General features: G+C 54.9%; 20 protein-coding genes, 1 tRNA gene, 2 pseudogenes and 1 CRISPR repeat array. Of the genes and pseudogenes, 12 read left to right on the forward strand and 11 right to left on the reverse strand.

The window, feature by feature from the left end; genetic code table 11:
• Nucleotides 1-20: 20 nt before the first annotated feature.
• From Q368_RS23960 to Q368_RS25805, 11 genes and pseudogenes are all read left to right on the forward strand, one after another.
• A complete protein-coding gene (locus Q368_RS23960; protein ID WP_084158818.1) occupies nt 21-2702 on the forward strand; it encodes a toprim domain-containing protein in 2682 nt (893 codons plus the stop codon).
• A gap of 318 nt (nt 2703-3020) precedes the next feature.
• Nucleotides 3021-3248: a hypothetical protein gene (locus Q368_RS0114470; protein WP_029459772.1), complete on the forward strand. Its 228-nt coding sequence runs from the start codon at nt 3021-3023 to the stop codon at nt 3246-3248.
• A 72-nt stretch (nt 3249-3320) separates the two neighbouring features.
• A complete protein-coding gene (locus Q368_RS0114475; RefSeq protein ID WP_029459773.1) occupies nt 3321-3947 on the forward strand; it encodes a hypothetical protein in 627 nt (208 codons plus the stop codon).
• A 69-nt stretch (nt 3948-4016) separates the two neighbouring features.
• Nucleotides 4017-4484, forward strand: coding sequence for a hypothetical protein (locus Q368_RS0114480; RefSeq protein ID WP_029459774.1), 468 nt, complete (start codon nt 4017-4019; stop codon nt 4482-4484).
• Between the two features lie 43 nt (nt 4485-4527).
• A complete protein-coding gene (locus Q368_RS0114485; RefSeq protein WP_052360180.1) occupies nt 4528-4803 on the forward strand; it encodes a type II toxin-antitoxin system HicB family antitoxin in 276 nt (91 codons plus the stop codon).
• On the forward strand, nt 4778-5158 hold the full coding sequence (locus Q368_RS0114490) for a hypothetical protein (RefSeq protein ID WP_043786072.1): 381 nt from the start codon (nt 4778-4780) through the stop codon (nt 5156-5158). Before Q368_RS0114485 ends, Q368_RS0114490 begins: the two co-directional genes overlap by 26 nt.
• Before the next feature lie 21 nt (nt 5159-5179).
• Nucleotides 5180-5290: pseudogene (locus Q368_RS24785) on the forward strand (integrase core domain-containing protein); the annotation flags it as partial.
• A gap of 2 nt (nt 5291-5292) precedes the next feature.
• On the forward strand, nt 5293-5517 hold the full coding sequence (locus Q368_RS0114500; protein ID WP_029459777.1) for an ATP-binding protein: 225 nt from the start codon (nt 5293-5295) through the stop codon (nt 5515-5517).
• A 360-nt stretch (nt 5518-5877) separates the two neighbouring features.
• Nucleotides 5878-8211 carry a dynamin family protein gene (locus Q368_RS0114505; RefSeq protein WP_211249781.1) on the forward strand — a complete coding sequence of 778 codons (2334 nt, stop codon included), beginning with the start codon at nt 5878-5880 and terminating at the stop codon, nt 8209-8211.
• A 319-nt stretch (nt 8212-8530) separates the two neighbouring features.
• Nucleotides 8531-9079: a hypothetical protein gene (locus Q368_RS25800; protein ID WP_156955749.1), complete on the forward strand. Its 549-nt coding sequence runs from the start codon at nt 8531-8533 to the stop codon at nt 9077-9079.
• Nucleotides 9080-9729: 650 nt separating this feature from the next.
• Nucleotides 9730-10002, forward strand: coding sequence for a metallophosphoesterase family protein (locus tag Q368_RS25805; RefSeq protein WP_156955750.1), 273 nt, complete (start codon nt 9730-9732; stop codon nt 10000-10002).
• A 37-nt stretch (nt 10003-10039) separates the two neighbouring features.
• Here Q368_RS25805 and Q368_RS0114515 read toward each other — a convergent pair whose 3' ends face one another.
• From Q368_RS0114515 to cas6, 9 genes and pseudogenes are all read right to left on the reverse strand, one after another.
• A complete protein-coding gene (locus Q368_RS0114515) occupies nt 10040-10285 on the reverse strand; it encodes a plasmid mobilization protein (protein ID WP_029459780.1) in 246 nt (81 codons plus the stop codon).
• Between the two features lie 780 nt (nt 10286-11065).
• A CRISPR array of direct repeats spans nt 11066-12167; the repeat unit is 36 nt; unit sequence GTGCTCAACGCTTTTCAGCATCGAAGATGGAATCAC.
• Nucleotides 12168-12410: 243 nt separating this feature from the next.
• A complete protein-coding gene (cas2, locus tag Q368_RS0114520) occupies nt 12411-12704 on the reverse strand; it encodes a CRISPR-associated endonuclease Cas2 (protein ID WP_029459781.1) in 294 nt (97 codons plus the stop codon).
• A gap of 131 nt (nt 12705-12835) precedes the next feature.
• On the reverse strand, nt 12836-14446 hold the full coding sequence (cas1, locus tag Q368_RS23245) for a CRISPR-associated endonuclease Cas1 (protein WP_211249782.1): 1611 nt from the start codon (nt 14444-14446) through the stop codon (nt 12836-12838).
• Nucleotides 14443-15003, reverse strand: coding sequence for a hypothetical protein (locus Q368_RS0114530; RefSeq protein ID WP_245611357.1), 561 nt, complete (start codon nt 15001-15003; stop codon nt 14443-14445). The genes cas1 and Q368_RS0114530 overlap by 4 nt, the downstream gene beginning before the upstream one ends.
• A gap of 18 nt (nt 15004-15021) precedes the next feature.
• A pseudogene (cas5, locus tag Q368_RS27435) lies at nt 15022-15135 on the reverse strand (CRISPR-associated protein Cas5); the annotation flags it as partial.
• Nucleotides 15132-16082, reverse strand: coding sequence for a CRISPR-associated protein Cas8 (locus Q368_RS0114535; protein ID WP_029459783.1), 951 nt, complete (start codon nt 16080-16082; stop codon nt 15132-15134). The gene Q368_RS0114535 and the pseudogene cas5, both read right to left, overlap by 4 nt.
• 53 nt (nt 16083-16135) lie before the next feature.
• Nucleotides 16136-17836, reverse strand: a complete 1701-nt coding sequence (gene cmx8 / locus Q368_RS0114540) for a type I-MYXAN CRISPR-associated protein Cmx8 (protein ID WP_029459784.1) — start codon at nt 17834-17836, stop codon at nt 16136-16138.
• Complete coding sequence (locus tag Q368_RS0114545; protein WP_084158820.1) at nt 17830-20136, reverse strand: CRISPR-associated helicase/endonuclease Cas3; 2307 nt, start codon at nt 20134-20136, stop codon at nt 17830-17832. Before Q368_RS0114545 ends, cmx8 begins: the two co-directional genes overlap by 7 nt.
• On the reverse strand, nt 20136-20732 hold the full coding sequence (gene cas6, locus Q368_RS24790) for a type I-MYXAN CRISPR-associated protein Cas6/Cmx6 (RefSeq protein WP_162179653.1): 597 nt from the start codon (nt 20730-20732) through the stop codon (nt 20136-20138). Before cas6 ends, Q368_RS0114545 begins: the two co-directional genes overlap by 1 nt.
• A gap of 555 nt (nt 20733-21287) precedes the next feature.
• Here cas6 and Q368_RS24795 point away from each other — a divergent pair.
• The gene (locus Q368_RS24795) at nt 21288-21536 is read left to right on the forward strand and encodes a Fic family protein (protein WP_162179654.1); all 249 of its coding nucleotides are present in this window, start codon (nt 21288-21290) and stop codon (nt 21534-21536) included.
• Nucleotides 21537-21859: 323 nt separating this feature from the next.
• Here Q368_RS24795 and Q368_RS0114560 read toward each other — a convergent pair.
• Together Q368_RS0114560 and Q368_RS0114565 are read right to left on the reverse strand one after the other, a co-directional pair.
• Nucleotides 21860-21936 (reverse strand) — tRNA-Arg (locus Q368_RS0114560).
• A gap of 172 nt (nt 21937-22108) precedes the next feature.
• Nucleotides 22109-22717 (reverse strand): peptidylprolyl isomerase, encoded by a 609-nt coding sequence (locus tag Q368_RS0114565; protein WP_029459786.1) that lies wholly within the window; start codon nt 22715-22717, stop codon nt 22109-22111.
• Nucleotides 22718-22782 lie beyond the last annotated feature (65 nt).

A 22782-nucleotide genomic window follows, 5' to 3' on the forward strand; every position in this document is an offset into this window, starting at 1 on the left:
GGGGTCTCACGGAAAAGCAGATGGAATCACATAACAATGATTCAATACGTCCGATGGCCGGCAATGTCAATACAAATCCAGTCAACGAATTCGCGCAGGCACTCGCCGATGCCGGGATCACGCCAGACGAAATCATAGCGGACGGCCACCTGCATCGTTGTCCCGTGTTAGGCCGCCCGAGGACCAAGGATGGCGCGTATCTGTTCCATGCCGATGCCAGTCCAAGCGGCTGGTTCCAAAATTTTGCGACAGGGGAAACCGGCACTTGGACCCAAAAGCGCACACAGCCGCTGACTCCGGCCGAACGCAAAGCCCTGGCGGCGCGCATCGAGGCGGATAAAGCGCGAAGGCAAGCCGAGTTGGCCAAGGCCCAGGCCCAGGCCCGCATCCGTGCCGAACGCATCCTGGCCGAGCTTCCCCCGGCCAATCCTGAGCATCCATACCTGATCCGAAAAGGCATCCAAGCCGCACCCGGAACAAAAATTTCCCCCGCATCCCTGCTCGCGGTCCCCGTGCTCGCCCCGAATGGCAAGCCCATGTCCATCCAATTTATCCGCCCGGACGGCTCAAAGCGATTCCTCAAAGATGGCCAGATCGAGGGCGGCTTTTTCCCGATCAAGGGAGATCCCACACTCCCTCTGCACATAGCCGAAGGCTATGCCACGGCCGCATCAATCCATGCGGCGACCGGCGCGACCGTCCTTGTCGCGTTCAACGCCGGCAACCTGCTTCCCGTGGCCAAGCAGGCCCGCAAATACTACCCCGCCCGCGAAATCACCCTCTGCGCGGATAACGATCACGAAACCATGGCGCGCACGGGAAAAAATCCCGGCCTGGAAAAAGCCACGGCCGCAGCCGAGGCCATCGGCGCAAGCCTGGCGATCCCCCGCTTTGTCGATCTCAAAGGCAAATCCGACTTCAACGATCTGGCCCAGTCCGAAGGACTGAGCCAAGTTGCGCGGCAAATCGCCGCCGTCCCCCCAATTGACCCGACGCTGTCGGCTAAGGTCGCCGCACATCAATCTATCCTCGACACGACGACTCGCGTTGTCGAGGAAGACGGCGTCTTGAAATTGGTAAAATGGGACGCCAAGGCCGAAATGGAAGTCTCAAGGGTTGTTGCATCTTTCAAGATTGAGCCATTTGAATCCATATATATAGAAGGATATGGTCAATACATTAAGGCGAATTTGCAGAATTGTAAGAAGCGTCGAGAGATTACTTTGACGCCTGATTGCTGGATTTCATCGCAAAAGTTTTTAAAAATTCTTCCAGATGCAGAATTTAGCTTCACTGGAAACATTGAAGTTGTCCAGCTTGTGAAACGCCACGTCGCCCACTTCGACCTGGAGCAAAAATCCGGCACCCGCACAGCCGGATTTCACCCCACGCCGACCGGCGAACTCCAATTCGTCACCGAGCACGGTGCGCTCACCCCCACTGGAGTCCGCACCGACTTGGTCTACCTAAACGAGATCCCGTCCGGCTGCTCTTTGCAACAAATCGACTCCGTGATGCCGGACGCGCTTACCGCGCTTAATCCCATCCTGTTTAACTTCAACGCCTGGGAAGTCAGCTTACCCGTCCTCGGCTGGGCAGTCGCTTGCTTCTTCAAAGACCGCATCCATGCCGAATACAAGTCCTTTCCCCTACTCAACATCGAAGGCGAAGCCGGCGCGGGCAAATCCAGCTCGGCGCGCGAAATCATCATGCGCTTGTGGGGCATCACTTCCGCCCCCCGTGCAATAGCTGAACAAACCAAATTTACGATGATGCGTCAGGTTTCCGCATCCAACGCGATCCCGCTCATCTACGAGGAAAACAAGTCCACGAAAATGAATGAAAAACAGGTGCAGATGGTCTCAAACCTGATCCGTGACACCTACAACTCTTTTGAAGGCCAGCGTGGCTATGCTGATCAGACGATGCGGACATACAGGTATGACGCCCCGGTTTGCATAATTGGCGAAACTGGCTTTTCCGAGCCCGCGCTTCTTGACCGGCTCTGCACGGTTTCGCTTTCGCGCAACACGAGCAAAAATTTTCTGGAACACTTCCGCGCGCTCAAATCGCTCCCCCTAGAAGCCCTGGGCCGCACCCTGCTCGATCACGCGCTCCATACCGATGCCCAAACCGTGACGAGCGGCATCGAGGCCGAACTCGCCCAAGTCGATTCCAAGCTGACCGACCGCCCCCGGCTCAACGCCGCGATCATCCGGTTCGGCCTGCGCACCCTGGTCAACATCCTTGGAGCCCATACCCACATCACCGACGACGCGATCCGATCCATCGACCAAGCCGTGATCCATACGACTTCGGACGAGGACGGCCCCAAACGCAAGTCGGCCGTCGATCGCATCCTTGAACATATGGCCAGGATGGCGACGAAGGCCGAACCCAGCGAAGGCGCGACAAAACATCTTTCAGACATCTGCATTAATAATGGAATACATTATCAAGTTACAGATGGATTTCTCAGACTGTGGATTAAAGGTGTTTATCCAGAGTTTCAGCGCTGGGCAAAGCAGTATGGTTACACTGACGATGTGTTGCCTGAACCAACATTCAAAAAGCAACTCAAGTCCACTAGGTACTATGTCGAGAACAAAACCGCCAAAATCGGCGAAAAAATCAGAAAATGCTACATCCTCCGGCTCGACTCCATGACCGAGGCGGGGCTTGATGTTGATTTTCCTCTGTAATCCTAACCCGTTAACCGTTTCACGGTGGAAGTTTACCCCAACTTACCCCAAGTTTACCCAATATCTAGCTGAAATAATGAAAGTTTACCCTTTTTACCCCGAAAATAACCACCCCCACCCTATAGAGGAGAAAAAACATGGACCACCAGGGGAAAAAGAAACTCTTACGTAGGGTGTCGAAAAAATTAGGGTATAAACGGTAAACAGACATTATTTCGAATAGTTAGATGGTAAACTAAGGGTAAACAAGGGTAAATTTTTGATCAAAAACGGTTAACTAGCTGTAAACGTTAATAATCTAACCAAGGGAGCCCACCCATGGCCACGGTCACCTCCGAATCCCCCATTCACGGCCTTCTGCGCTTATCTCGCTGGTATGTAATGACCTCGGACCACTCGGACCAGAAAGACGTGACCGACGTCCCACCCGCCTGCCGAGCGCATGGCTGGCGCGGTCTGATGTTCCGGCCTTCCCGACTGGACGGCCTGCTGGCTCTGTTCCGGGCTGATCTACGGCCACGGCAGGTTCACGCACAATATCAGTGACATACCTAAAATACAGGACTTGTCGTCTTGTCCACTTGAAACAAATTTCTAGCTAACTCAAGGAGATACGACATGACTATGACCACAACCACCACCGCCCTCGATACCAACACCCTAGCTATCTGGGAAGAATGGAATTTTGATCAAGACGAGGTTGACGACTGGATTGCGATCGGATTCACCGATCCGGTCGAGGCCGGTGAATGGTGTAATGCTGGGTTTCGGGTTGCCTCCGAGGCGGCAGAGTGGCGCAAGGCCGGATTTGTGGCGGAGGACGCAGTCGCATGGGAGGATGTTTGGCCTATTACTCCCACAGAGACCGCCAAGTGGGTCGAGGCCGGGTTCGACTATCGGGATGGCCGCGAATGGGGCGATGCTGGCTTCGCCGGGGATGAGTTGGATGAAGTTCTGGCTTGGTGCGACGCGGGGTTCGACACGCCAGCTAAAGCGCGAGAGTGGAGAGAGTACTACGAATTCGCACCTGTCGAGGCAAAATCCTGGCGTGACGCAGGGTACGAAGTGGAATACGCCTACGCGTGGCGCTCGGCAGGTTTTACGCAGGCGGAGGCCGACGAATGGTACGCTGCTGGATTCCGCGACGTTGGGGAGGCCGTTGACTGGTTCAATGCCGGCCTGTCCCCTAAAGCGGCAGCCGCCGCCAAGGAGGCTGGCCAAGAAGCGCCGGCCGAGGCCGAGTAACCCCCTCTATTTTATTCTTCACCTGCCCGAGCTTTTGCTCGGGCAGGCCACCTCTATGGAGCTAAAACTGTGCACGTCAAAATACAGTGTTCCGCATGCCGACCGCTCTGTCTCGTCCTGTTCGTCCTCGCCCTCGCTTCATGCGCCCCCCAGCCGCAGATGGCGCCGCTTTTTTTCGCATGGAGCTTCCGCCCTGATGCGACCGGAGCCCAGGCGGCATCCATAATCAATCACTTGTCGCCCGCCGACCAGCAAGCCCTGGCCCAAGCCCTGCTCACCCTGCCCCCGGACACGAAATCCTTCACCCAAATAAGCGCCAACCCGAACCCTGTCATCGTCATCCGGCATCCAGATCCCGGTTTCGAAATTATCTACCCGAGCCCCGTCCCCGGCGCGCTGCCGCTTACCTGGATTCAGGGCACAGTTAAGCCCGGCCATCTGATCAATGTCCATGTCAACACCCCGGCCGATCCCGTTCTGACCCAGCGCAACCTGGGAATGACCTACGGCCAAGTGAGCGGAATTCACCTCCAGTGAGGTAGAGCATCGTTTTCCGCACTCGGCGGGAGAGGGGAGGCCAATGAATAGTTACCCCGCGATCTTCGAGCACGGCGAGGGCGGGCACATCGTCGTGACCTTCCACGACCTGCCCGGCTGTTTCACCCAAGGCGACACTGAAGACGAGGCTATGACCATGGCCCAAGACGCGGTACGTGGCCACATAGCCACCCTGGCAGACCTGGGCGAGCCCATCCCCAGGCCATCGCCGCTTGCGGCAATCCAGGTGCCAACCGGCACATGGATCATGCTGATTTCGATTGGAGGGCGTCATGGCTGCAATCAAGATCATGGTTGATTACGAAGCCGATGGGCTTTGGTGCGATGAAGCAACATGGTATCGCGTCCCGCCTGCCCTCCGGGAACGGCTCTACGATTGGAACTGGTGGTGGGAGCTTGGAGAATATCAAAAAAGACGGGATGGCGCATACGGCCTCGACTATGATCCCGACGTTTGCGCTTGGATTGGTTTGACCCTGGCCATGCAAGCAAAGTTGGCGCTCCCGGAAGCGCAAGTCATCTTTGTCCACGAGGCTAAATGGGACCGGGCCATTGCCCTGGCCCTAGCTGATGGGCGCCACGACGTGCCGAGAGGCCAGTACGTCTACGAAATTTTCGCCGGCCCAAATAAGATCGAAGCCCGGCACGTTTAGGAGGAATAACCCATGCGCCCCTGGCTGAAGCAATACAACGAACAACGGCCCCATGAGTCACTCGGGGACCTCACCCCCTCCGAGTACCTCGCCATCAACTCGCCAGAGGTCTCAACTTTCGACTGGAACTAAGAATGGGAGGTTTACACCATGACGTGGTGGCCGAGCGCTACGAACAGCGCCCGACGATCATCACCAGCAATCTGGACTTTGAGGAATGGGGAGAGGCCTTCCAGAACAAACTGCTCGGCGCGGCGACCATCGATCGGCTCCGCCACGGTGCCTACCGGCTTGTCCTCAACGGGAAGAGCTACCGCTCGCCAAGGCTCGCGGAAAGCGCTTGCGAAAGCGTGGCATAACCATCAAACAACGAGGGGAAGTCCGAGCCGGCTGGCAATGAAACGACTGGCTCCATTAGCCCGCCCATCCCTGGCTCCATTAACCCGCCCCATGACAGCCCTGTCTCCTGAAAGCCAACGATTGGGCAAGTCAGGCTCTCTTTTGGCTGGTAGCGTGTCCACCAAGGTTTTTGTCAGCGCCTCGGATCTTTTTCGCATAAAAGCCCCGTGCTAACCACACGGGGCTATTTTTTTTCAAAGACAATTATAAAAATAAATATGAAATTCAATGTGTTATGTTGATTTCTTTTATGGTTAAGATAAATATGTCTCAAATATTGACAACCTAGACGTATTTGACTAAATGATAACGCGTGGGGTGTGGTCATCGACGACGACACCGTGGAGGGTTTTATGGGCCAGGAACGGTTGACTGAGCTTCTAAGGAACTTTTTTGTTGAAGGCCGAACTCGAGCAGGCTTGTCGCAGAGCGATGTCGCAGCTCGGTCGGATGTGTTCGGATTAGGCCCCGTTCTGGATCAGCGTGCTGTCTCGCGCTTAGAGCAGCAGCCTTTGAATGTGGATGCCATCAAGGTCGCCGGATACCTTTCGGCTATCGGGGTGCCTTTGGAGCGCTACTACGGCTTTCTGGAAAAGGTTTCACAACCAAACGGAGGGAATATGCTCGCTATCGGAAATTCTGATAGTATTCGGGCGCATATCAGTGAGGCGCTGGATAAGGTCAGTGTTGCTGAAACTTCCTTAAGAAACTGTGGCTGCCCTTACCTGAATGGTCTTGATCTGTTTGAGCGGCTCGATGGAGCAAAGGCAGCCCTAAGAAATTTGAACAGGAAACCAATTATTGGCTTTTTTGGACATTTCGACGCGGGCAAATCGACAATCATCAACACCGTTCTTGGCCAGAATATTTTGACGACTCAGTACGCTCCAGCAACATGTATCGTCAACCTTGTGATGCACAGAGATGATCGGCCCAAGACACTTCAAGGTCAGGTTTCACTCTTCCGTCGCGGCTTCAGCCCCCATATGATTAATGATGAGGCATTAGTATCTGACTATCTCATAGAGGATGGAGACTTCAACATTCTGGAGAGGTTGGGGGTACATAATTACGATGAATCGATTCCGAACGATGCCTACATCGCCATTGTTTTCGCTGAAAGTGAGATTCTGAGGCACATCTGGCTTCTCGATACTCCGGGTGACCTTAATAATTCGGACGAAGGCAACAATGATTCCCAAAAGGCGCTTGGAGGCGCTGAGCTAGCAGACGGCATAGTCTTTGTCTCAGGCCACACAGGCTTCTTTAAGGGTGATGACCTTGGTTTCGCTGCGGATATTCTGCGGAATCATCCTCCATTGTCGCCTAACGCTCCCACCACCCATCTTCTTTTTATCCAATCCCACTGCCATTCAGCCGTCAATCCCGATGACGTAGAAAGGGTAAGGCACATCACCTTTAAAAGAATTAAAAGGCAGGTCGAGGAGCTCATCTTTAAGCACTGGAAGGCAGACGGTGCTCTCCAAGATTCGCCAACGCCAGAGCAGATGGCTGATCGAATTCAGCCCTTCTGGCGTGAGAATGATCTCTACAGAATCAAGACGTTGGAACGCATTCAGGAGCTTGCCTTATTTTTGACGAAAAACCAGAACGAACGTACTCTTCAGAATATCAGCATTGTTCTTGCGAAGACCAAGGAAAAATTCCATGAGGCTATGGTAAGACTCGAAGGCCGTAAGCAAGATTCCATCCACAGATTACAGGAGGTGCAACAGCAGGATGCCCGATTTCGCAAAGAAGCTGAGCAGCTCATAAGTGAATTTTCTAGACTTATAGATAAATGCGAGCAGTACCGCCAAGATGACAAGGATACAATGAAAAACTACTATGATGCCAAGACTAGTGTTGAGGCCTTGGTCGACATCATAGATGACGTCTACGATGATAAGAAGGAGGCTCAGGCCGGGGTAGGAAACTACATAGGCCAGCTCTTTTCGGCGAAGCTTGAGAGCACACTAAAGTGTAGCGGCAATAGTATCTCTGATAAGGTGGACAATCTCCTTGTCCGGTGGCAACAGGCTATCCCCTCTGCTTTAATAGGAAAGTCTAACATAAACGGGTCGTGCATTAATCCTGGCGAGTTTAACGGTTTTGATTCCAGGGCAGCATTTGTCAGTGGTTTAGCCGGCCTTGGTAGCTTGGGTGCAATGGCCCTCTATGTCTCAACCATAGCGAGCAACCTCGGTGCGTACATTCTCGTCGCCAAGGTGGCGGGTATTCTCGTCTCTCTTGGACTCGTGGGATCAGTTACGACAGTGACCTCTTTCGTAGCAGCTATTGGGGGCCCCATTACTATTGGCATCGCCCTTGCCGCCCTCATCGGGCTTGCCGTCTACAGCCTGTTTGGTGGCTCCTGGCAAAAGGTCTTGGCTAAAAAGGTTTCCACTGCGATCCGTAAGAGCAACGCGTGGGAGGATATGGAGAGCTCGGTTAATAAATTTTGGGATAGCACTAAGGTTGCAATTGCCGCCGGAGTCAAAGAATTGCGGACTCAAACCGAGGTTCACATTAATGAACTCATGGATGATGCCAAGACCGAGTACAATGTGGAATCCCTAGATTCTTGCATTGAATTCTTGCATACTATAGGCAGTAGCCTTGCGAAAGACTGCTCGTCAAAGACGGTTGGCTGAACTACACAGGGCAGGCGGCAATTTCGTCGCCTGCCTCCTCCTTTTTAAGATGACGACGGGGGATCTGCTGTGACGGATCGCTACACTTCGGACAAGCACATCAACGCTGGCGTCAGCAATTTAAAAAGAGAGATCTGGTTTGTGGGAAAATGGAAAATTATTCGAGATCCTACCATTCTTTAAGGAATTTCTTTCATCGTCTTTTCAAAGCGCACTCGTTTCACAAAGGACGTGGCAATTGTTTTTCCGGAAGTTAGATGTGGCATGTATTTGAGTTTTGCCAGACAAAAACTCAAGCGTAATAACATGTGAGTATTGTATGAGCATTTTTGACTTCTTCGATCACTGCAAAGAGATTATTGACGACTGCATAGACTGGTTTGACAGCCCAAGTGACAGCAAAGGTAGTATTCAAGTTGACAGGTCGACGAAAATTTCTGCAAATAAAGGAGTTAGAACCAGGAGGCGAAAGGCTGTCATCGTTGAGCTGCTACGTCGTCATACGCTCAATGCTTACACGAAGATTGAGTCAATAATACAAAATGACGAGCAAGAGTTGGGGAAAATACAGATAACGTCAAGTGCTGACAATGTATATTGTATACAGTTCTGCGCTGCAAGGAATGCCATCGGCCTCTTGGAGGCAATGCTCAATGAGAGTAATGAATTGGATCCGATTTTGGAAATGTCCTGCCCTGTTGATAAAAAACCAAACTCCCACGACATCATTATAAAGTTAGGATCGCTAGACATAGGTAAAATTCTTAAGAAGGCAGATCAAGATTTTGGCCCGATGGCTGGCATGGATGTGGATGATAAATATATAGAGGATGACGATCCTTTTATGCAGCGACTGAGGAGAGTATAATTGTCTGTTCTGTTGAGGGGTACTTTTTTGCGATTTGTGTCGATTTAATTTGGGGATAAAGACGATGGCGCTATGCTCGCCACCTTGAGAGCCGCGTTGGCTGTCATGCCACATGACCGTTGGCAGGCCCGCCACAGAAGTGTTGGCGGTCTGTTGGCTGATGCGCCACAGACCTACTGGTGACTGTTGGCAGGAGCCAACAAAGGCGCTGTCGCTCCCCGGATTTTATGTAAAATAATACAATATTTTCAACATGTTATGCTTTCCTGTTGGCATGGCATTCAGGAGCGCTCATGACTCATCGTTAGTCATATCAGATGCTTGAGAAAGGCGCGTTTTCGGACGTTTGATGCTCTATTCAAGTGATCCTTCGCAGACCCCCGACCTCTTGACTAAAATTCCAACGATCCCCTTTCCACTTTTTGAGACAAGATATCTATTTGTTTTTATTTGATAAATTTTAATAAATTCCGACTGTTTTAAGGGGGGGATCGCTTGAAAGGTAATCAAACGGTCGAGAGTAGGGAGCCGGTTTGCGCCTCGCGGGGCTCGGCGGAATTTTTCGGGGTCGAGTTTGGCATCCATGCGAGGGAATCAGATACAATTCCAGACAAGAATTATTGGACGACACCCCACCGGAAAAAAGATTTTTGAGCGACATCCCGGCCTTACATTGGTCTTCAATTTTCCCCTCTGATTTTGACTTGATTCGCTGGCTCGCACCTATAGATGTTTTGGTCACGCACGAAGCCCCGGAAAACCATCGCCATGGCTTCCGCGAGATCGGAAATTTGGCGCGGGAAATTGGTGCGCGTCTACTGGTGCATGGGCATCACCACGAAGGGGCACGGGAAAGTAAAATCGAAGGAGAAATCCGAGTCATTGGGCTCGGACTTCGAGAGACATTTTTGATGAAATTTTAGGGCAGGCTGGAAAGTATTTTTTTGGCGAAAACCAAACTCATTTTTGCGGTTGCTGACGTTGGAAAGTATTCTGCTCAGCAGCATCCTGGCGCTGGATGGCCGCCGCGATCCTGGCCGACTCGGAGCGCAAGTATTCCGACAACGACTTGCCTCGCTTTTTAGCGCGGGCGCGGATTATGTCCATCACACTCTTCTTACATCGAAACTGGATATACTCAATACCCGCTTTCAGGTCACGGTTTCGCATCGCTATTTGCCGTTCATTCGCAGTGAAATCACCCATCGCAATTTCCTCCAAGCAAATAAGGATATCGTGACATGATACACCTATCAACCGTTACATGTCACCGTTTTGAATAGTGTTACATGGAACGGTTAGGTGTATTCTTTTGTATTACATGTAACTATATAAAATTATTAATAAAATGCATTTGTGTTCGTTTGTATTACAAAAATAAATCAAATGATTTCAGGTAATAGCGCCACGAAGTGGTGCGTAGGTGTGGGGTCCCCAGGCAATCGCCGGGGGACAAAAAATCGGATTTCGTCCTGGCGGGCGTGGCCCCAGCCCCTTCCCGCCAGACCTAGTCCTCAAACCTCAGAGGATCATTCGAAGTTTATTGAGCCAAGACGGCTCATGTTGTATGTTCTTTTCCGTATTCTCGTTCCCGGCGGAAGCGCTCTCCTCCATTGCCTGGGGCGGGGTGGCTGAACGAGACGCTTCGTTGCCTGCCCTTTCAATATTCGATCATGTGCACTCTCGCAAACCGATCCCAATCACTTTGATTCCGCCGTCAATTTTTTGCTACATCGGTCCTCGCGTGGTGATGGCTGTGAAATTGATCCATCGCGCACCGACCACCGCGCTAAATCGCCAAAAAATTGTGAATCCCTGCGCGGGTGCTCTTTGAGCCTCATGCGAGAGCAGAACTCCAGAGGAACGAGGCAAAAAGCAAATAAAAAATATAACGCCGTGATGTTGTCACTTAGTATTATTTCGATGCGGTGTGACATCAAATAACTCTTGCCAGGAGAAGCCTCTGGCTAATCGTTGTCTGTTTGAGTGCTCAACGCTTTTCAGCATCGCAGATGGAATCACCCGTGAGGATCAAATGAGCGGCAAGATGGGCGTGACGTGCTCAACGCTTTTCAGCATCGAAGATGGAATCACACGTGTGGGGGTGCGACTATACGCCTCTCCATCTGGAGTGCTCAACGCTTTTCAGCATCGAAGATGGAATCACATTTTGAACACCAGACGCTTACCATGCTTGCCGAGTGCTCAACGCTTTTCAGCATCGAAGATGGAATCACTGGCCGAAGACTCGGTGGACCTGATCGATACGAGGTGCTCAACGCTTTTCAGCATCGAAGATGGAATCACGTCTGGCCAACAGCACACCACGTCCCACATAACCGGTGCTCAACGCTTTTCAGCATTGAAGATGGAATCACGACGAAACACAGTCTGACTACAGCGGGTTTCATATGTGCTCAACGCTTTTCAGCATCGAAGATGGAATCACTCCAAAACGATTTCCTATGCGAATGGCATCACGCATGTGCTCAACGCTTTTCAGCATCGAAGATGGAATCACTTTCTCGTTGCGGGCGAGGAGGTGCGCTATATCAGGTGCTCAACGCTTTTCAGCATCGAAGATGGAATCACACGCCGCGCCGGCCGTCTCGAAGATCACCGGGACCGGTGCTCAACGCTTTTCAGCATCGAAGATGGAATCACATCGAGGTGAACCAGGAGGCCAAGCAGATCATTGTGTGCTCAACGCTTTTCAGCATCGAAGATGGAATCACAGCCGTTGGCCGTAGCGCTGTAAAAGGAGATTGTGTGCTCAACGCTTTTCAGCATCGAAGATGGAATCACCGCATAGGGGCCGCCAGCCTCGCCGGACCATTGCCAGTGCTCAACGCTTTTCAGCATCGAAGATGGAATCACACGGCGCGGCAGGAGTAGACGCCGTCGGCGGCCATGTGCTCAACGCTTTTCAGCATCGAAGATGGAATCACAGTCGATGGGCGTGCCGAGCGGCGGACGATACGAGTGCTCAACGCTTTTCAGCATCGAAGATGGAATCACCGCGTCTCGTGGTCATCCTGGCAGGACTTGAGGTGTGCTCAACGCTTTTCAGCATCGAAGATGGAATCACATTTAGTAAAAAATTGTCAAAGATCACGGGATGCCTTAACCGTCGTTTCAAGCATCCATCGCCATCGCGCATCAGGAGGAAGGGGAGAATGGTAATGGGCCAAGAAACATCGCCATCCATTTAAAATCATTCATCTTTGCTAACGACAAGCTCCCCCTTTTGCGTATTCCAGTAATATGCCCAAAAAAACAACCGAGTATCCTCGTAAATCGCCATGGCCCCTCGCCGCCAGCCCGGTGCTTGCTAAAACACCTCGAAAGTCGGTGGCGGCTCCCAACCCTCTTTACCGCCGCTTCCGCCAGCCACCACTCGCATGGCGCAAGCCGGGCAAATCTCTACGATGAGAAGATCATCCTCATCCTTCATGAGCTTCGTCAGCTCCAACCGAAGCTCTTCTTTCTGCCTATTGCTCAATCGGCATCGAAAAACCGACAGTTGGATCCGATCCCCAAACCCCTTGACAGTCTTGGCCACCTTGGCCAGACGCTTGGGGTCCCGGACATCATAGCAGACCAAATGCCATCGCTTTTCACTCAAGACAGCTCTCCTCACCGCAAGCGAAGCCGGGCAAAAAGACCAGGACTGCCCGTCCATTCCTTTTCCAATAGCCGAGCCTCCAGTTCAATGGTACGTCCGTATGTCAACGAATACTTCAAAATGGGATGCTTTCAGGTCTCAGCCTTGCGAGCCTCATAGGTCGTTATCGCCTTGCGTCGGCCTTGATCGGACAACCAGACTTTTTCCCGCGTGATGTCAAAGTCTTCCCGAACCCAATGATTGCGGTTCACCGATCCGATAAGCGGAATGTCCCACAGGAGTGATCGGAACAAATCCATGATGTCCATGGCCAAGGGGTAGGCCGCAGAACGTGGCGTATGCATGAATCCAAAGGCCGGTTCCAGGCCGGCCGCCAACAGCCCGGCCACGCAATCGCGGTACAACAAGGCGTAGCCAAAGGAGAGCAACGCGTTGAAAGGGTCCTTGGGCGGCCGGCGAGTACGGCCCGTAAAGTGCAACAATTCGCCCTTCCGGGAAGATATCAGGGCCGCCAATCCCTGAAAGTAGGTCTGGGCGGCCAGCGCCTCGTCTCCTCGCAAATGATTCACGGCCCACTCAGGCGTGTCTTGTTGATCCGCCCTCTGCCGGGACCTTTTCAGCGCCAAGGCCAGATCATGGAGATGCGCGCCGAGTCTCGTCTTGCGCTCCGGTGAGGTACGGGAGGAGCGACCCAGATAGCGCAGTTGATTGGCAATCTTGGCCTGGACAAGCCCACTGGCCAGGCGAAGACGTACCTGCGGATCACTGAGCGCCTCGTATTGACGGTGGCGCCGCTTCACCTGGCCGGCTCCGGGACTAAGCGCCCCGATGTAGGCTCCCCCATAACTCAGCCAGTGCACGTCCACGTCCCGAGCGGCGCAGTAGGCTAGGCATTGGGCCGTAATCTGGACGTTGCCATGTAAAATTAGTCCCTCCACGTCCCGGCCCGGAATCGACTTTTCCGAACCGTCCGGAGATCGACAGACAATGCGATCCCCGTCCCGGGAAAGACCGGCTCCCTGTTCGGTTACATGGATTACCCGCCGTTCAGCCGCCGGCGGAAACAGCCGAAGCGGTGTTTTGGCCCGGGCCAGGAAACGGTCCTCCTCGGGTAGGCAAGCCGGGGCCAGGGAACAATGCCGGCACTTGCCCTCGGGCACGTCCACGGGAGGACGGGCAAGCCCCTCGCGCAACTCCCGGGCCCGCCGTACGGCCCCCCCCACCTCCCGACTGGCCTCTACAGCATCCAAAGGGAAGTTCACGCTGACGTTGTCGCCATGATAACGAAGCCTGGCCTCGGCCACCGCCTCTCCAGCATGCTCGGAGGCGAGCAAGGCATAGGCCAAAACTTGCAAACGATCGGCGGGCCAGGCCTCGCCCTTGTTCGACCGCCCCTTCTTGTGCTCGACCACGACCAGGCCCCCGTCCTCCCGACGCATGCAGTCGGCCGTACCCCGCAACCCCAGCGTCTCGCTGGACATTTCCATGCGCCAAGTCTTGGGGCCTGGATCGATGGTCTCGTGCAGGCGCCGCCCCGAGACGACCTTCGCATCCGCCAGACGGATTTCCTCCACCTCCTCCAGATGGAAGAGGCGTTCGCAGTAGGCCAGGGCATGCAGCGCCATAACCCGCACCAGTGGCTGATCTTCATGCCGTTCGGCCTGAAAATGGGAGGCAAAGGGGCTACGCTCCTCTCCAGCATCCGGCGGAGCCGATCGGCCTGGAGGTTGTTGCTTGCTCATGGGTAAACCACCGGGACCCAGGCTTCGGCCGGAATGGTCGAGGACCGGGGCGACGGTCCCATGAGCAGGGACCGCGTTTGCGTCATATCCAGCCGGTGGATGGTCACGGTCAGCCGGGTGGCGAAGTCACGCGGACCATCCGACTCTTCTCCGAGGATGGGCGTCAACCACAGGGCTTGCGGCATGGCTGCCGGATCAATCTCCTCGATTCGGTCGGGCAGCAGGTTGTTGTCGCCACAAAACGGCAGGCCGTAACCTGGTCGGCCGTGTTCTAGTCCCTGCCGGATATTAGCCGGCAGGTCGGCCGGCGTATCCTTGACGGCGATGACGGCGTCCAGGCCGATGAGCAGTTCCCGCCGCACCGGGGTGACGTTGTGTTTGCGGGGCCAGCAGAGCTGGACCACTTCCGGGGCTGTATTTTTGCCGATGGGGTAATTGTGGAGTTGCTGGAACATCGAGCCTCGCTCGGGCAGGCTGACCGCTCCCAGGGCCAGGGTCAGCCTGGGCAGGCCCGGCCGAATGGTCGTGGCCACGCTTTTGCCATCATCGGCGCGCATATCGACCCCGGCCAGGTTGAGCAGTAGCCCGTAAGCTGCCGACGGCGTGATAAACCCCGCCGTGGGCCGGAAGCTCCCGGCCGTGAATTGGCGATAGGCGGCGAACTTCGCCTGCAGGCGCAGGGCCATCATGCCGGGCCGCCCGTCATCCAGGCCTTGGCCTGTTCGGCCACGACCTCCAGGAGTTGTTGTGGCGAGCGTTCCAGGGTGACTCCCTTGTCTTTGAGGGCCTTCACTTGGGCCTCAGGCATGTCCTTGACGACCTTGCCGCCCAGGTAAAATTCCTGTCCCGGGTAGTCCGCCTGGACGATGCCCTCAGTAATTTCTGGTAGGACGTGAAGGCCGTCGTCGATGTCGAAGCCGTAAGTGTCATAGCCGGCCACAAGCCTGGGGGTGAGGCGGACCACCAGACTGGCCGGAGCCATCTCGAAGTAGCTACGGGCCTGCTTGCCTGCCACGTCGTTGAGTTCGCCGATGCTTTTCAGCAGGGTCACGGTCCAGTCCGGCCTAGACTTGCAGTCGGCCAGGGCCAAGGCAAACGGATATTGGAAGGCGGTGTGGACCACTTCCCGATGAAGCAAAGCCGAGGATTCGGCGTTCCGTTTAGATTTGACCGTTTTGTCCGTGGCATCCAGCGGGGACTGGGTAAAGATGGCATCGTGCCGATAGGGCTCCAGCCCAAGGGCTAGGTTCATGCGCAGCACCGAATCACGCTTGTAGGAAAAGGCCTTGGGGTCGCGTTTTTTGTTCCTGAGTTCTTCCTCGATTTTCTTGCGATCGGTGCTTCCGGCCGCGACCAGCCAACCCATGAAGTAGTCGTCGGCAAAGACCTCGGCATCGGGATAGTCCTTGTAGGCCACTGCGGGCTGTTCCTCGTCGTGTACCCGGGAGCGATTGATTGGCAGTCCCTTGGCCCGCATGGTCTCGCGCAGGGCGTTGCGCATGGCCTCGGGGGAGATAATCGGGTATTCGTGACGGCCGATGGTCAGCTTTTGGATGACCGAACGATTAAGCTGGGATTCCCCGCCATAGTTGGACGAGGGCGCGGCATAGGTGAGCACTGTGGCGAACAGGTTCATGGCTATCTCCTCGATGCTTGACTAGTTGTCGACGTTGCCGGGGGATGGGGGCCTCATTCGTCCTCGGCCGATGAATCCACCTCGGCCCCGGCCTCCTCGGTCCGACCGCCGGGCACGTAGGAGGCCGCCGAAAGGGCTAGCATGGCCAGGGTCTTGACCGTTTCCCAGTCGTCAAGGAGGCGGCGCGAGACCAGCACGTAATCGGCTTCGGGGAGGAAGTGGGGTACGGCGCAGATGTTGCCCACGAAATATTCCACGAAATCCTGGCCGTTGCGGCCGCGTATGGCCAGGAAGGTGTCGGCGCAGATCTTTTCCTTGGCTTCGCGGTAATTCTTCGGGTAGATCACATGGCCTTGCTCGTTTGTGTTGTCCTTGAACTGGGAATAACGTAGACCGCATTTTTCCTCGACACGTTGGTTCACCCAATTGCGAATCATCTGGTAGACCTTGAGGCTGAACACGTCATCTGGTGGCATGGTTCCTCCTTTGACTGCGGCATCCTGCCTTCTGTCTTCGAAATAACGTTTAACATCGGCGCCGAAGAAGTGAATCCAGCGCGGCGTATTGGGACCGGAAATAAATACCGGGTAGGGATATTCGTTAAAGAAGCGTTGCGCATCGGCGTGCCACCGTCTTGCGACCAACAAGTTGGCAAGACGCATCTGCTTATAGACGGGATTGGCCACTTTTCCCCGAAGCTTTTCATATTGTCCGAGCAGGCCGCTTCTTGGCCGAATGCTCTCCACGGAACGGGCTTTGACACTGTTGCCCACCTTCTCCAGATGGTGAATCTCCAATCCGCAGACAAGGCTGTCGTCTAGGCTCTTGCCGATCCTGCCCTGGGCAAGCTGGAAAAGGTACTCCAGGCCGCCTTCCGCTGGCAGATCGATAAGCGCATCCTTGGGGCGCATGCCGACCGTGGCCGGGTTGAGCTTACGAAGGTAATTACGATGCTGGTCCACGAAATCGTCAATATTGGCCGGTTCGGGCAAGGCCAGAACGAAACCAGTGTGGGTTGATTCGATGGTCCCCCCCTTGGTCTTGAGAAGACGCGGCACGGAGATGGGACAGACCAGGGTCCAGAAGTGCAACAAAAGTTTGTCGTTACCACGGACACCAAAGGGCACTTGCTCGGCATTTTCGTCCTGGACGCCAAGCATGAGCGAGCAAGAAACCTTGCGTCTTTGTTGCGTCGATGTGGTTATTTCAGTCCAAAGATTGTCAAGGTCATAATGTCCACTTGTTTTGGTTTTCAAGTATTCATCACGAGTCTTCGGAATGGCGCGCAGAGTTTTCCACAGCATGTCCCGCCACAGTTTCAACCACACGCCTTCTCCGTCTGCCTCCCAAAACGACAACCAGCGAGCGCGCGGCACCGTTAAGGGATAAACAAAGACGGTTTTCGTTTTTCCCTGTTTATCAGTAACTTTTTCTTCTCGGATCGGAGTTTCCCCTTTCCATTTCGACGAAGACTTGGCCTCGATTTCGTCCACGGCGTATAGATCGTCGAACATTGCCTGCAACGCTTCACGACTCAGCCGCAGCCGGACCGTGGTCTCGGTTTGCTCCAGAATCTCGGGCATGGGCGACAATTCTCGTTCCTTCATGCTCTTGATGAACAGCAGCATTCCGGCCAAGCCGGCCTTGTGCTGGGCCGAGGGCAGCTCGAAAAGATCATAGGCAAGTTCCACCACCTCCGGCACGGCCGCCTTTGCCTTCGACCGAACCGTGTTGCCCTCGCGCTTGCTCACCATATATCCTCCTTGGGAGCCTTGAGCAGCCCCAGGCCCGCGTCATAGAGTGCCCCATCCACCCGCCAAAGCCGGTCTCGTTGAACCAGTCGATCCGGTGATAGCCAGCGCGGGGCAGGCACCATAAGTCCGTCCACGGACAGGCCACCCCGCTTCAAATGGAAATATTCCCCCACATCGTCGGTCAGGATGGCTGGAACGGTATATTCCCCAGTTTCGCGCAACGGTTCCCCGCAGGAGGCAAAGGCCCCATCCTCCAAAAAGGCGGCATAGCGCTCCCCCTCCATCTTAGCCGGACAATGGACCTCCAAAAGCTCCTCCAGTCGGGCCTGGCTAACCTCCCGGCCGTCCAGGTCAGCCACGAAGGCTCGGGCGGCCTCCATGTCTATGGATTCGTAGGGCAGCAAATCCCCGCGCGCCCAGCCATCCGGCAGGATCACCAGCACCTCTCCCAGCCCGGCCCGGAGCAAACGCCGGTTGCATCGGCCCATACGCTGGATGAGAGAGGGGATCGGGGCCAGTTCGCTGATCAACAAATCGGCGTCCAGGTCCAGGCTCATCTCACACACCTGGGTCGTGGCCGCGAAAACCGACGAGCCCGCCCGTTGAAATGCGGCGATCGTCTCCTGGTGGCGCTGCTGGCGATCCTTCAGGCGAAAGCGCGAATGGTAGCAAAGCGCCCCGGGCCGGCCCCGGGCCTCGGCCTGGCAGCGGTCCACGGTATTGGCAATCCACAGCACCCGAGAGCCCTCGATAAGGGCCACGTCAGACGCCTGCCTAGCTTCCTCGGACGTGACCACACGCACCCGATATCGCGGGGCCTTAGCCGAGGTCAGCAAGTCCGGAAAATCCTCCAGTCGGCGCGGAAACTGCGTCAGCCCGGCCGCGATGAGTCTCTCCCTCCGGTTGGGCGGTAGGCTGGCGGTCATGCACAAGACCGGAACCTCGAAGTGCTTAAGAAAAGTCAGCAACATGGAAAACAGTGAGGGATCGAAACTATGGACTTCATCCACCACAAGGACCGCGTCGACCAGAAGCGGGGTCAGACACATGGCACCGTAGCCGTGGCGCATGAATCCCAAAAATTGGTCTACTGTGGCGGCAAAGATCCGCCGGCCCCAGGCGCCCAGGGCATAAAGTCGAGGATCCAATCCGAAATCCTTACCGCGCCGGGGATCACCGGGCTCAAGGGGTTGATCGAGCAATCCTTCCAATTCATAGGCGGCCGTGCCGTGGAGCAGGGCCCCCTGGTTCTCGGACGCCCAGGCTACATAGTCCCGAAAACCTTCCGTGGCCGAGGCCCGGGTGGGGTAGAGAAAGATGGTCCGCATGGCCGGTCGTTCCCCCAAGCGGGCGGCAATCCAGCGCCAGGCCGCCAAGGTCTTGCCGCTGCCGCAGCCCGACAGCAACAAGGCCCGGTCCGGCAAGGTCGCGGCGGCGTTCTGGAAGCCGTGCCAGACAAAAGGCTGTCCGGTCCGGGCCTCGATCTGGGCCAGCCGGGGAGCGATGATCTCGGATTGGATGTCCGCATCGCATAAGGGCTGTCCCGCAAAACAGGCTGCCACGAATTCCGGGATGTCCCGGCCAGTGCGGGTCAGGCCTGAGCCGGCAGCGTCGGCCAGGATCAGGGCCAGACGAAGCAAACGGAGCAGACCATCCTTGCTAGGCTCCCTTTTCAGGGATCGGTCTAGACGGTTTAAGCGGCGAAGTATGTTGCCCGATAATTCCGAGGGGTTTGCCTCTTCCGAACCATTAAAATCCCAGCGAGCAGGAATGGACAGGGCCGCGCCCATGGGAGAAAGCGCAGCAAACAGTTCGGTCACAGTCTGCTCCACTAAAAAAAACGTTCGGGCATCCGATTGGTTATCAAAAATCGTCCTCATCTCCTCGCGGCGAAGGTGATGCCCGGCAATGGCTGCCATGAGCAGGTCGATCTCGACGTGAGGCAAGGTCCCCAGGAAGTCTCGCACCTCGGGCAGAACCAAAAGCAGGCCTGAAAGGCCTTCGTGGCGGATGACCTGGTCGACTTTGCTCTGGCCGGCCAGCATCATCTGAAACCAATTGTTGCCCTTGCCGGCGTCGTGGAGCAGGCAGGCGGCTCGGCCGGTGGCATAAAAGGCCGGGCAAAAGCTTTCCGGGAGTCCGAAGAAACGGAACATGGCCAAGGCCAGCCGGGTGGGCTGGACTGCCACGCCGAAAAGCGCTTCAAAAGCCCGGGCCACGGCCCGGCAATGGCCGACCAGGGTTTCCTCGGGCCGGGGGCAAGCAGGATCGGTCGGGGTCTTGGCCAGAAGTCGGGTCATCACCTGGGCGAGAAAGGAAGGAAAAAACCGCCACCCATTTTTTTACGCCCGCCCAACCCATGCTCCTGCAAGCGGATGGAGGACTCTGCATCCAGACCGGAGACCACCACCTCGAAGCCCACGATCTTCTTCTCCTTGATGGTCATGGTTTTTCTTGCAAGAATATGTGTCTCACCGACGACTTTGCCATCAGACAATTGTCTCGCCAACTCTTGTCGGAAACGATTTTCATCGTGACCGTTACGAGTTGTGACAAATGCTGAACGCAATACTGAGGCAGATATGAGTTGCTCTGCTGTCGCCCCGCCGACAAGCAGGTCACAACCATTAACACTAAGGGACATGCCTGCAAGAGAAAGCCATTTGCTTACATCTTGCTCTTTACATCGAAACCGAATATGTGACGATTTGTTTATAGATAAATGTCCGTCGCCTGTATATTTTCCCTTGATTGGGTGGATAAGAATATTGATATGTTCATGCAGGGTGGGCATAACCCGACAAAGAGCCCCATAGAGCGAATAGGCATGATCAACAGGAATATTCCCTCTGGTGGTAATTGAAAAAAGTAAATCAAGAGAGTTGTTGAGTTTCATCTTTGACTCTCTCCTTGTTTTGCATTGATGTATTGTTGTCATAGTCTGTGGAAAATGATGCAACCGTTCTGATTGTCATCGAGATGTGTCCTTATTTATGCTAGGAGATTCTTGGCAATACATCATTTCCCCTAGAATTGTTCTGGGAGCTCGTCTTTTCGGATGGCATGTGGAACCATATAATGAATTTCGGATTTAAAAAGGGGATAGGCTCGACAAGATATCCGGATATTGGTTTTTTTTACGCTGGGACCGGTTGATGATTTTTTGACCCGATGGAATATATATCAAGCTGCATCTGGCTGGGCAATGGGAATTTCCCGGTAGGAAAATAGATGGGATCGGGGCGCGAAAACGTCTCCAGGTCGCCATAGTGGGAGACACGGTGCAAGAGCGTGGGAGGCAATAAGCCACGTCCGAAAAATCATCAGGCAGTAGCCTGGGGACAAAAATAAAAGCATTCGGATTTTCGTCCTGGCGGATGTGGGGGAGTGTCCCAAAAACTGTGTAAACCACCCTGGTTGATGGTTTAGCAGAGATATCCCTGAAGCGGGATTGGGGAGAGATGAGATTGTAAGGAGAACCGCTGAGATACACGGTGAATTGATAGTCATCCATCCTTTCCGAGATGGGAACGGAAGAACGACGAGGCTGCTTTGCGATCTGCTGCTAATTCAGTCAGGGAGAAGGGTGCTTGATACAACGATTTTCTATGACAGGTCGTTTATAACAAAATACCACTCAGCGATTAGAATGGTATGGCACAGCGGGGATTGTTCGGAACTTGAAAGGCTGCTTTCTTGAGCTGCTCCGGCAAAATTCTTACCCTATTTCAGAATATTACTTTGAAATAGAGTGTAGCGGAAGCGAAAAAGAGGTCAAGCCACAACGCCGACGTGCTAAGCCTCGTCAACGGCGCTAGTGCAGCCGAAGCGGAGTGCAACCTATCAGGACGCCACAAGCGACCTCAAACGGCACGAAGAGCGGGCGAGGTAATGGCCAGCAGTGATTATACGTGGCAGACCCAAAATCGCTCATTTTTTGGTCTAGCCATACTAGCGTGTACGCAATGCGTACGTATAAAAACGAAGGGGTTAGGCTTTTTCGGCCTAACCCCTTGAAAGATTTGGTGCGCCCGGAAGGATTCGAACCTTCGACCTACGGATTCGTAGTCCGGCACTCTATCCAGCTGAGCTACGGGCGCACTCGAGAAGAGGATGTCTACGCGCCTCGCCCGGGACCGTCAACAAGTTTTTGGCCCCGAGCCATTTTTTTTGGTTTTTTTCCTGTCGGCGCACCGTTGCTCCCCGTCCGGCGGCGCGAAAAAGGGCCGCCCCGGTTCCCCGGGGCGGCCCTTTCTCGGCGCGGCGCGGTCGCTACTCGCTGACCACTTCCGCCTTTTCAATGATCACCGGAACAACCGGTACGTTCTCGTGGAAACCCTTGGTCATGGTCGGCACGCCCTTGATGGCGTCCACCACTTCCTGGCCGGAAACCACCTTGCCGAAGACCGCGTAGCCCCAGCCCTGCGGATTCTTGCCGGTGTGGTCCAGGAAGCCGTTGTCCGCCACGTTGATGAAAAACTGGGCCGTGGCCGAATGCGGATCGGCCGTGCGCGCCATGGCGATGGTGTAGGCCTTGTTCTTGAGCCCGTTGTCGGCCTCGTTCTGGATCGGGGCTTCGGTCGAACGTTCCTTCATGGCCTTGTCCATGCCGCCGCCCTGAATCATGAAGCCGTTGATCACCCGGTGGAACACCGTGCCGTCGTAGTGCCCGGCCTTGACGTACTTGAGGAAGTTCTCGACCGTGATCGGGGCCTTTTCCTTGTCCAGTTCGATAACGATGTCGCCTTTGCTGGTCGTCAGTTTGACCATGGGTTTTCCTCCCTCGGCCCGGACGGCGGACACGCCGCCCAGGGTTGCGGCCAGAACGCAGCAAAGCGCGACAAGCGCCCGCAGCCAGGAAATCCGGCCTATTGCCACCATAACGTCAACCTCCGGGAAAAAGTTGTTTCGCCCTAAGGGAATTTTGCACTTTCGTCGAGCGCTAA

The organism is Solidesulfovibrio alcoholivorans DSM 5433, assembly GCF_000702665.1.
GTDB classification, from domain to species: domain Bacteria; phylum Desulfobacterota; class Desulfovibrionia; order Desulfovibrionales; family Desulfovibrionaceae; genus Solidesulfovibrio; species Solidesulfovibrio alcoholivorans.

What these genes read in the sequence shown, in the direction of transcription:
- Q368_RS0114545 (WP_084158820.1), bottom strand. Translation starts at nt 20,136, where the DNA reads ATGACCCGACTTCTGGCCAAGACCCCGACCGATCCTGCTTGCCCCCGG.
- Q368_RS0114475 (WP_029459773.1), top strand. Translation starts at nt 3,321, where the DNA reads ATGACTATGACCACAACCACCACCGCCCTCGATACCAACACCCTAGCT.
- Q368_RS0114535 (WP_029459783.1), bottom strand. Translation starts at nt 16,082, where the DNA reads ATGAACCTGTTCGCCACAGTGCTCACCTATGCCGCGCCCTCGTCCAAC.
- Q368_RS0114565 (WP_029459786.1), bottom strand. Translation starts at nt 22,717, where the DNA reads ATGGTGGCAATAGGCCGGATTTCCTGGCTGCGGGCGCTTGTCGCGCTT.
- cmx8 (WP_029459784.1), bottom strand. Translation starts at nt 17,836, where the DNA reads ATGGTGAGCAAGCGCGAGGGCAACACGGTTCGGTCGAAGGCAAAGGCG.
- Q368_RS0114470 (WP_029459772.1), top strand. Translation starts at nt 3,021, where the DNA reads ATGGCCACGGTCACCTCCGAATCCCCCATTCACGGCCTTCTGCGCTTA.
- Q368_RS0114485 (WP_052360180.1), top strand. Translation starts at nt 4,528, where the DNA reads ATGAATAGTTACCCCGCGATCTTCGAGCACGGCGAGGGCGGGCACATC.
- cas6 (WP_162179653.1), bottom strand. Translation starts at nt 20,732, where the DNA reads ATGAAACTCAACAACTCTCTTGATTTACTTTTTTCAATTACCACCAGA.
- Q368_RS25800 (WP_156955749.1), top strand. Translation starts at nt 8,531, where the DNA reads ATGAGCATTTTTGACTTCTTCGATCACTGCAAAGAGATTATTGACGAC.
- Q368_RS0114515 (WP_029459780.1), bottom strand. Translation starts at nt 10,285, where the DNA reads ATGGGTGATTTCACTGCGAATGAACGGCAAATAGCGATGCGAAACCGT.
- Q368_RS0114490 (WP_043786072.1), top strand. Translation starts at nt 4,778, where the DNA reads ATGGCTGCAATCAAGATCATGGTTGATTACGAAGCCGATGGGCTTTGG.
- cas1 (WP_211249782.1), bottom strand. Translation starts at nt 14,446, where the DNA reads ATGAGCAAGCAACAACCTCCAGGCCGATCGGCTCCGCCGGATGCTGGA.
- Q368_RS23960 (WP_084158818.1), top strand. Translation starts at nt 21, where the DNA reads ATGGAATCACATAACAATGATTCAATACGTCCGATGGCCGGCAATGTC.
- Q368_RS0114530 (WP_245611357.1), bottom strand. Translation starts at nt 15,003, where the DNA reads ATGCGCGCCGATGATGGCAAAAGCGTGGCCACGACCATTCGGCCGGGC.
- Q368_RS0114500 (WP_029459777.1), top strand. Translation starts at nt 5,293, where the DNA reads ATGGGAGGTTTACACCATGACGTGGTGGCCGAGCGCTACGAACAGCGC.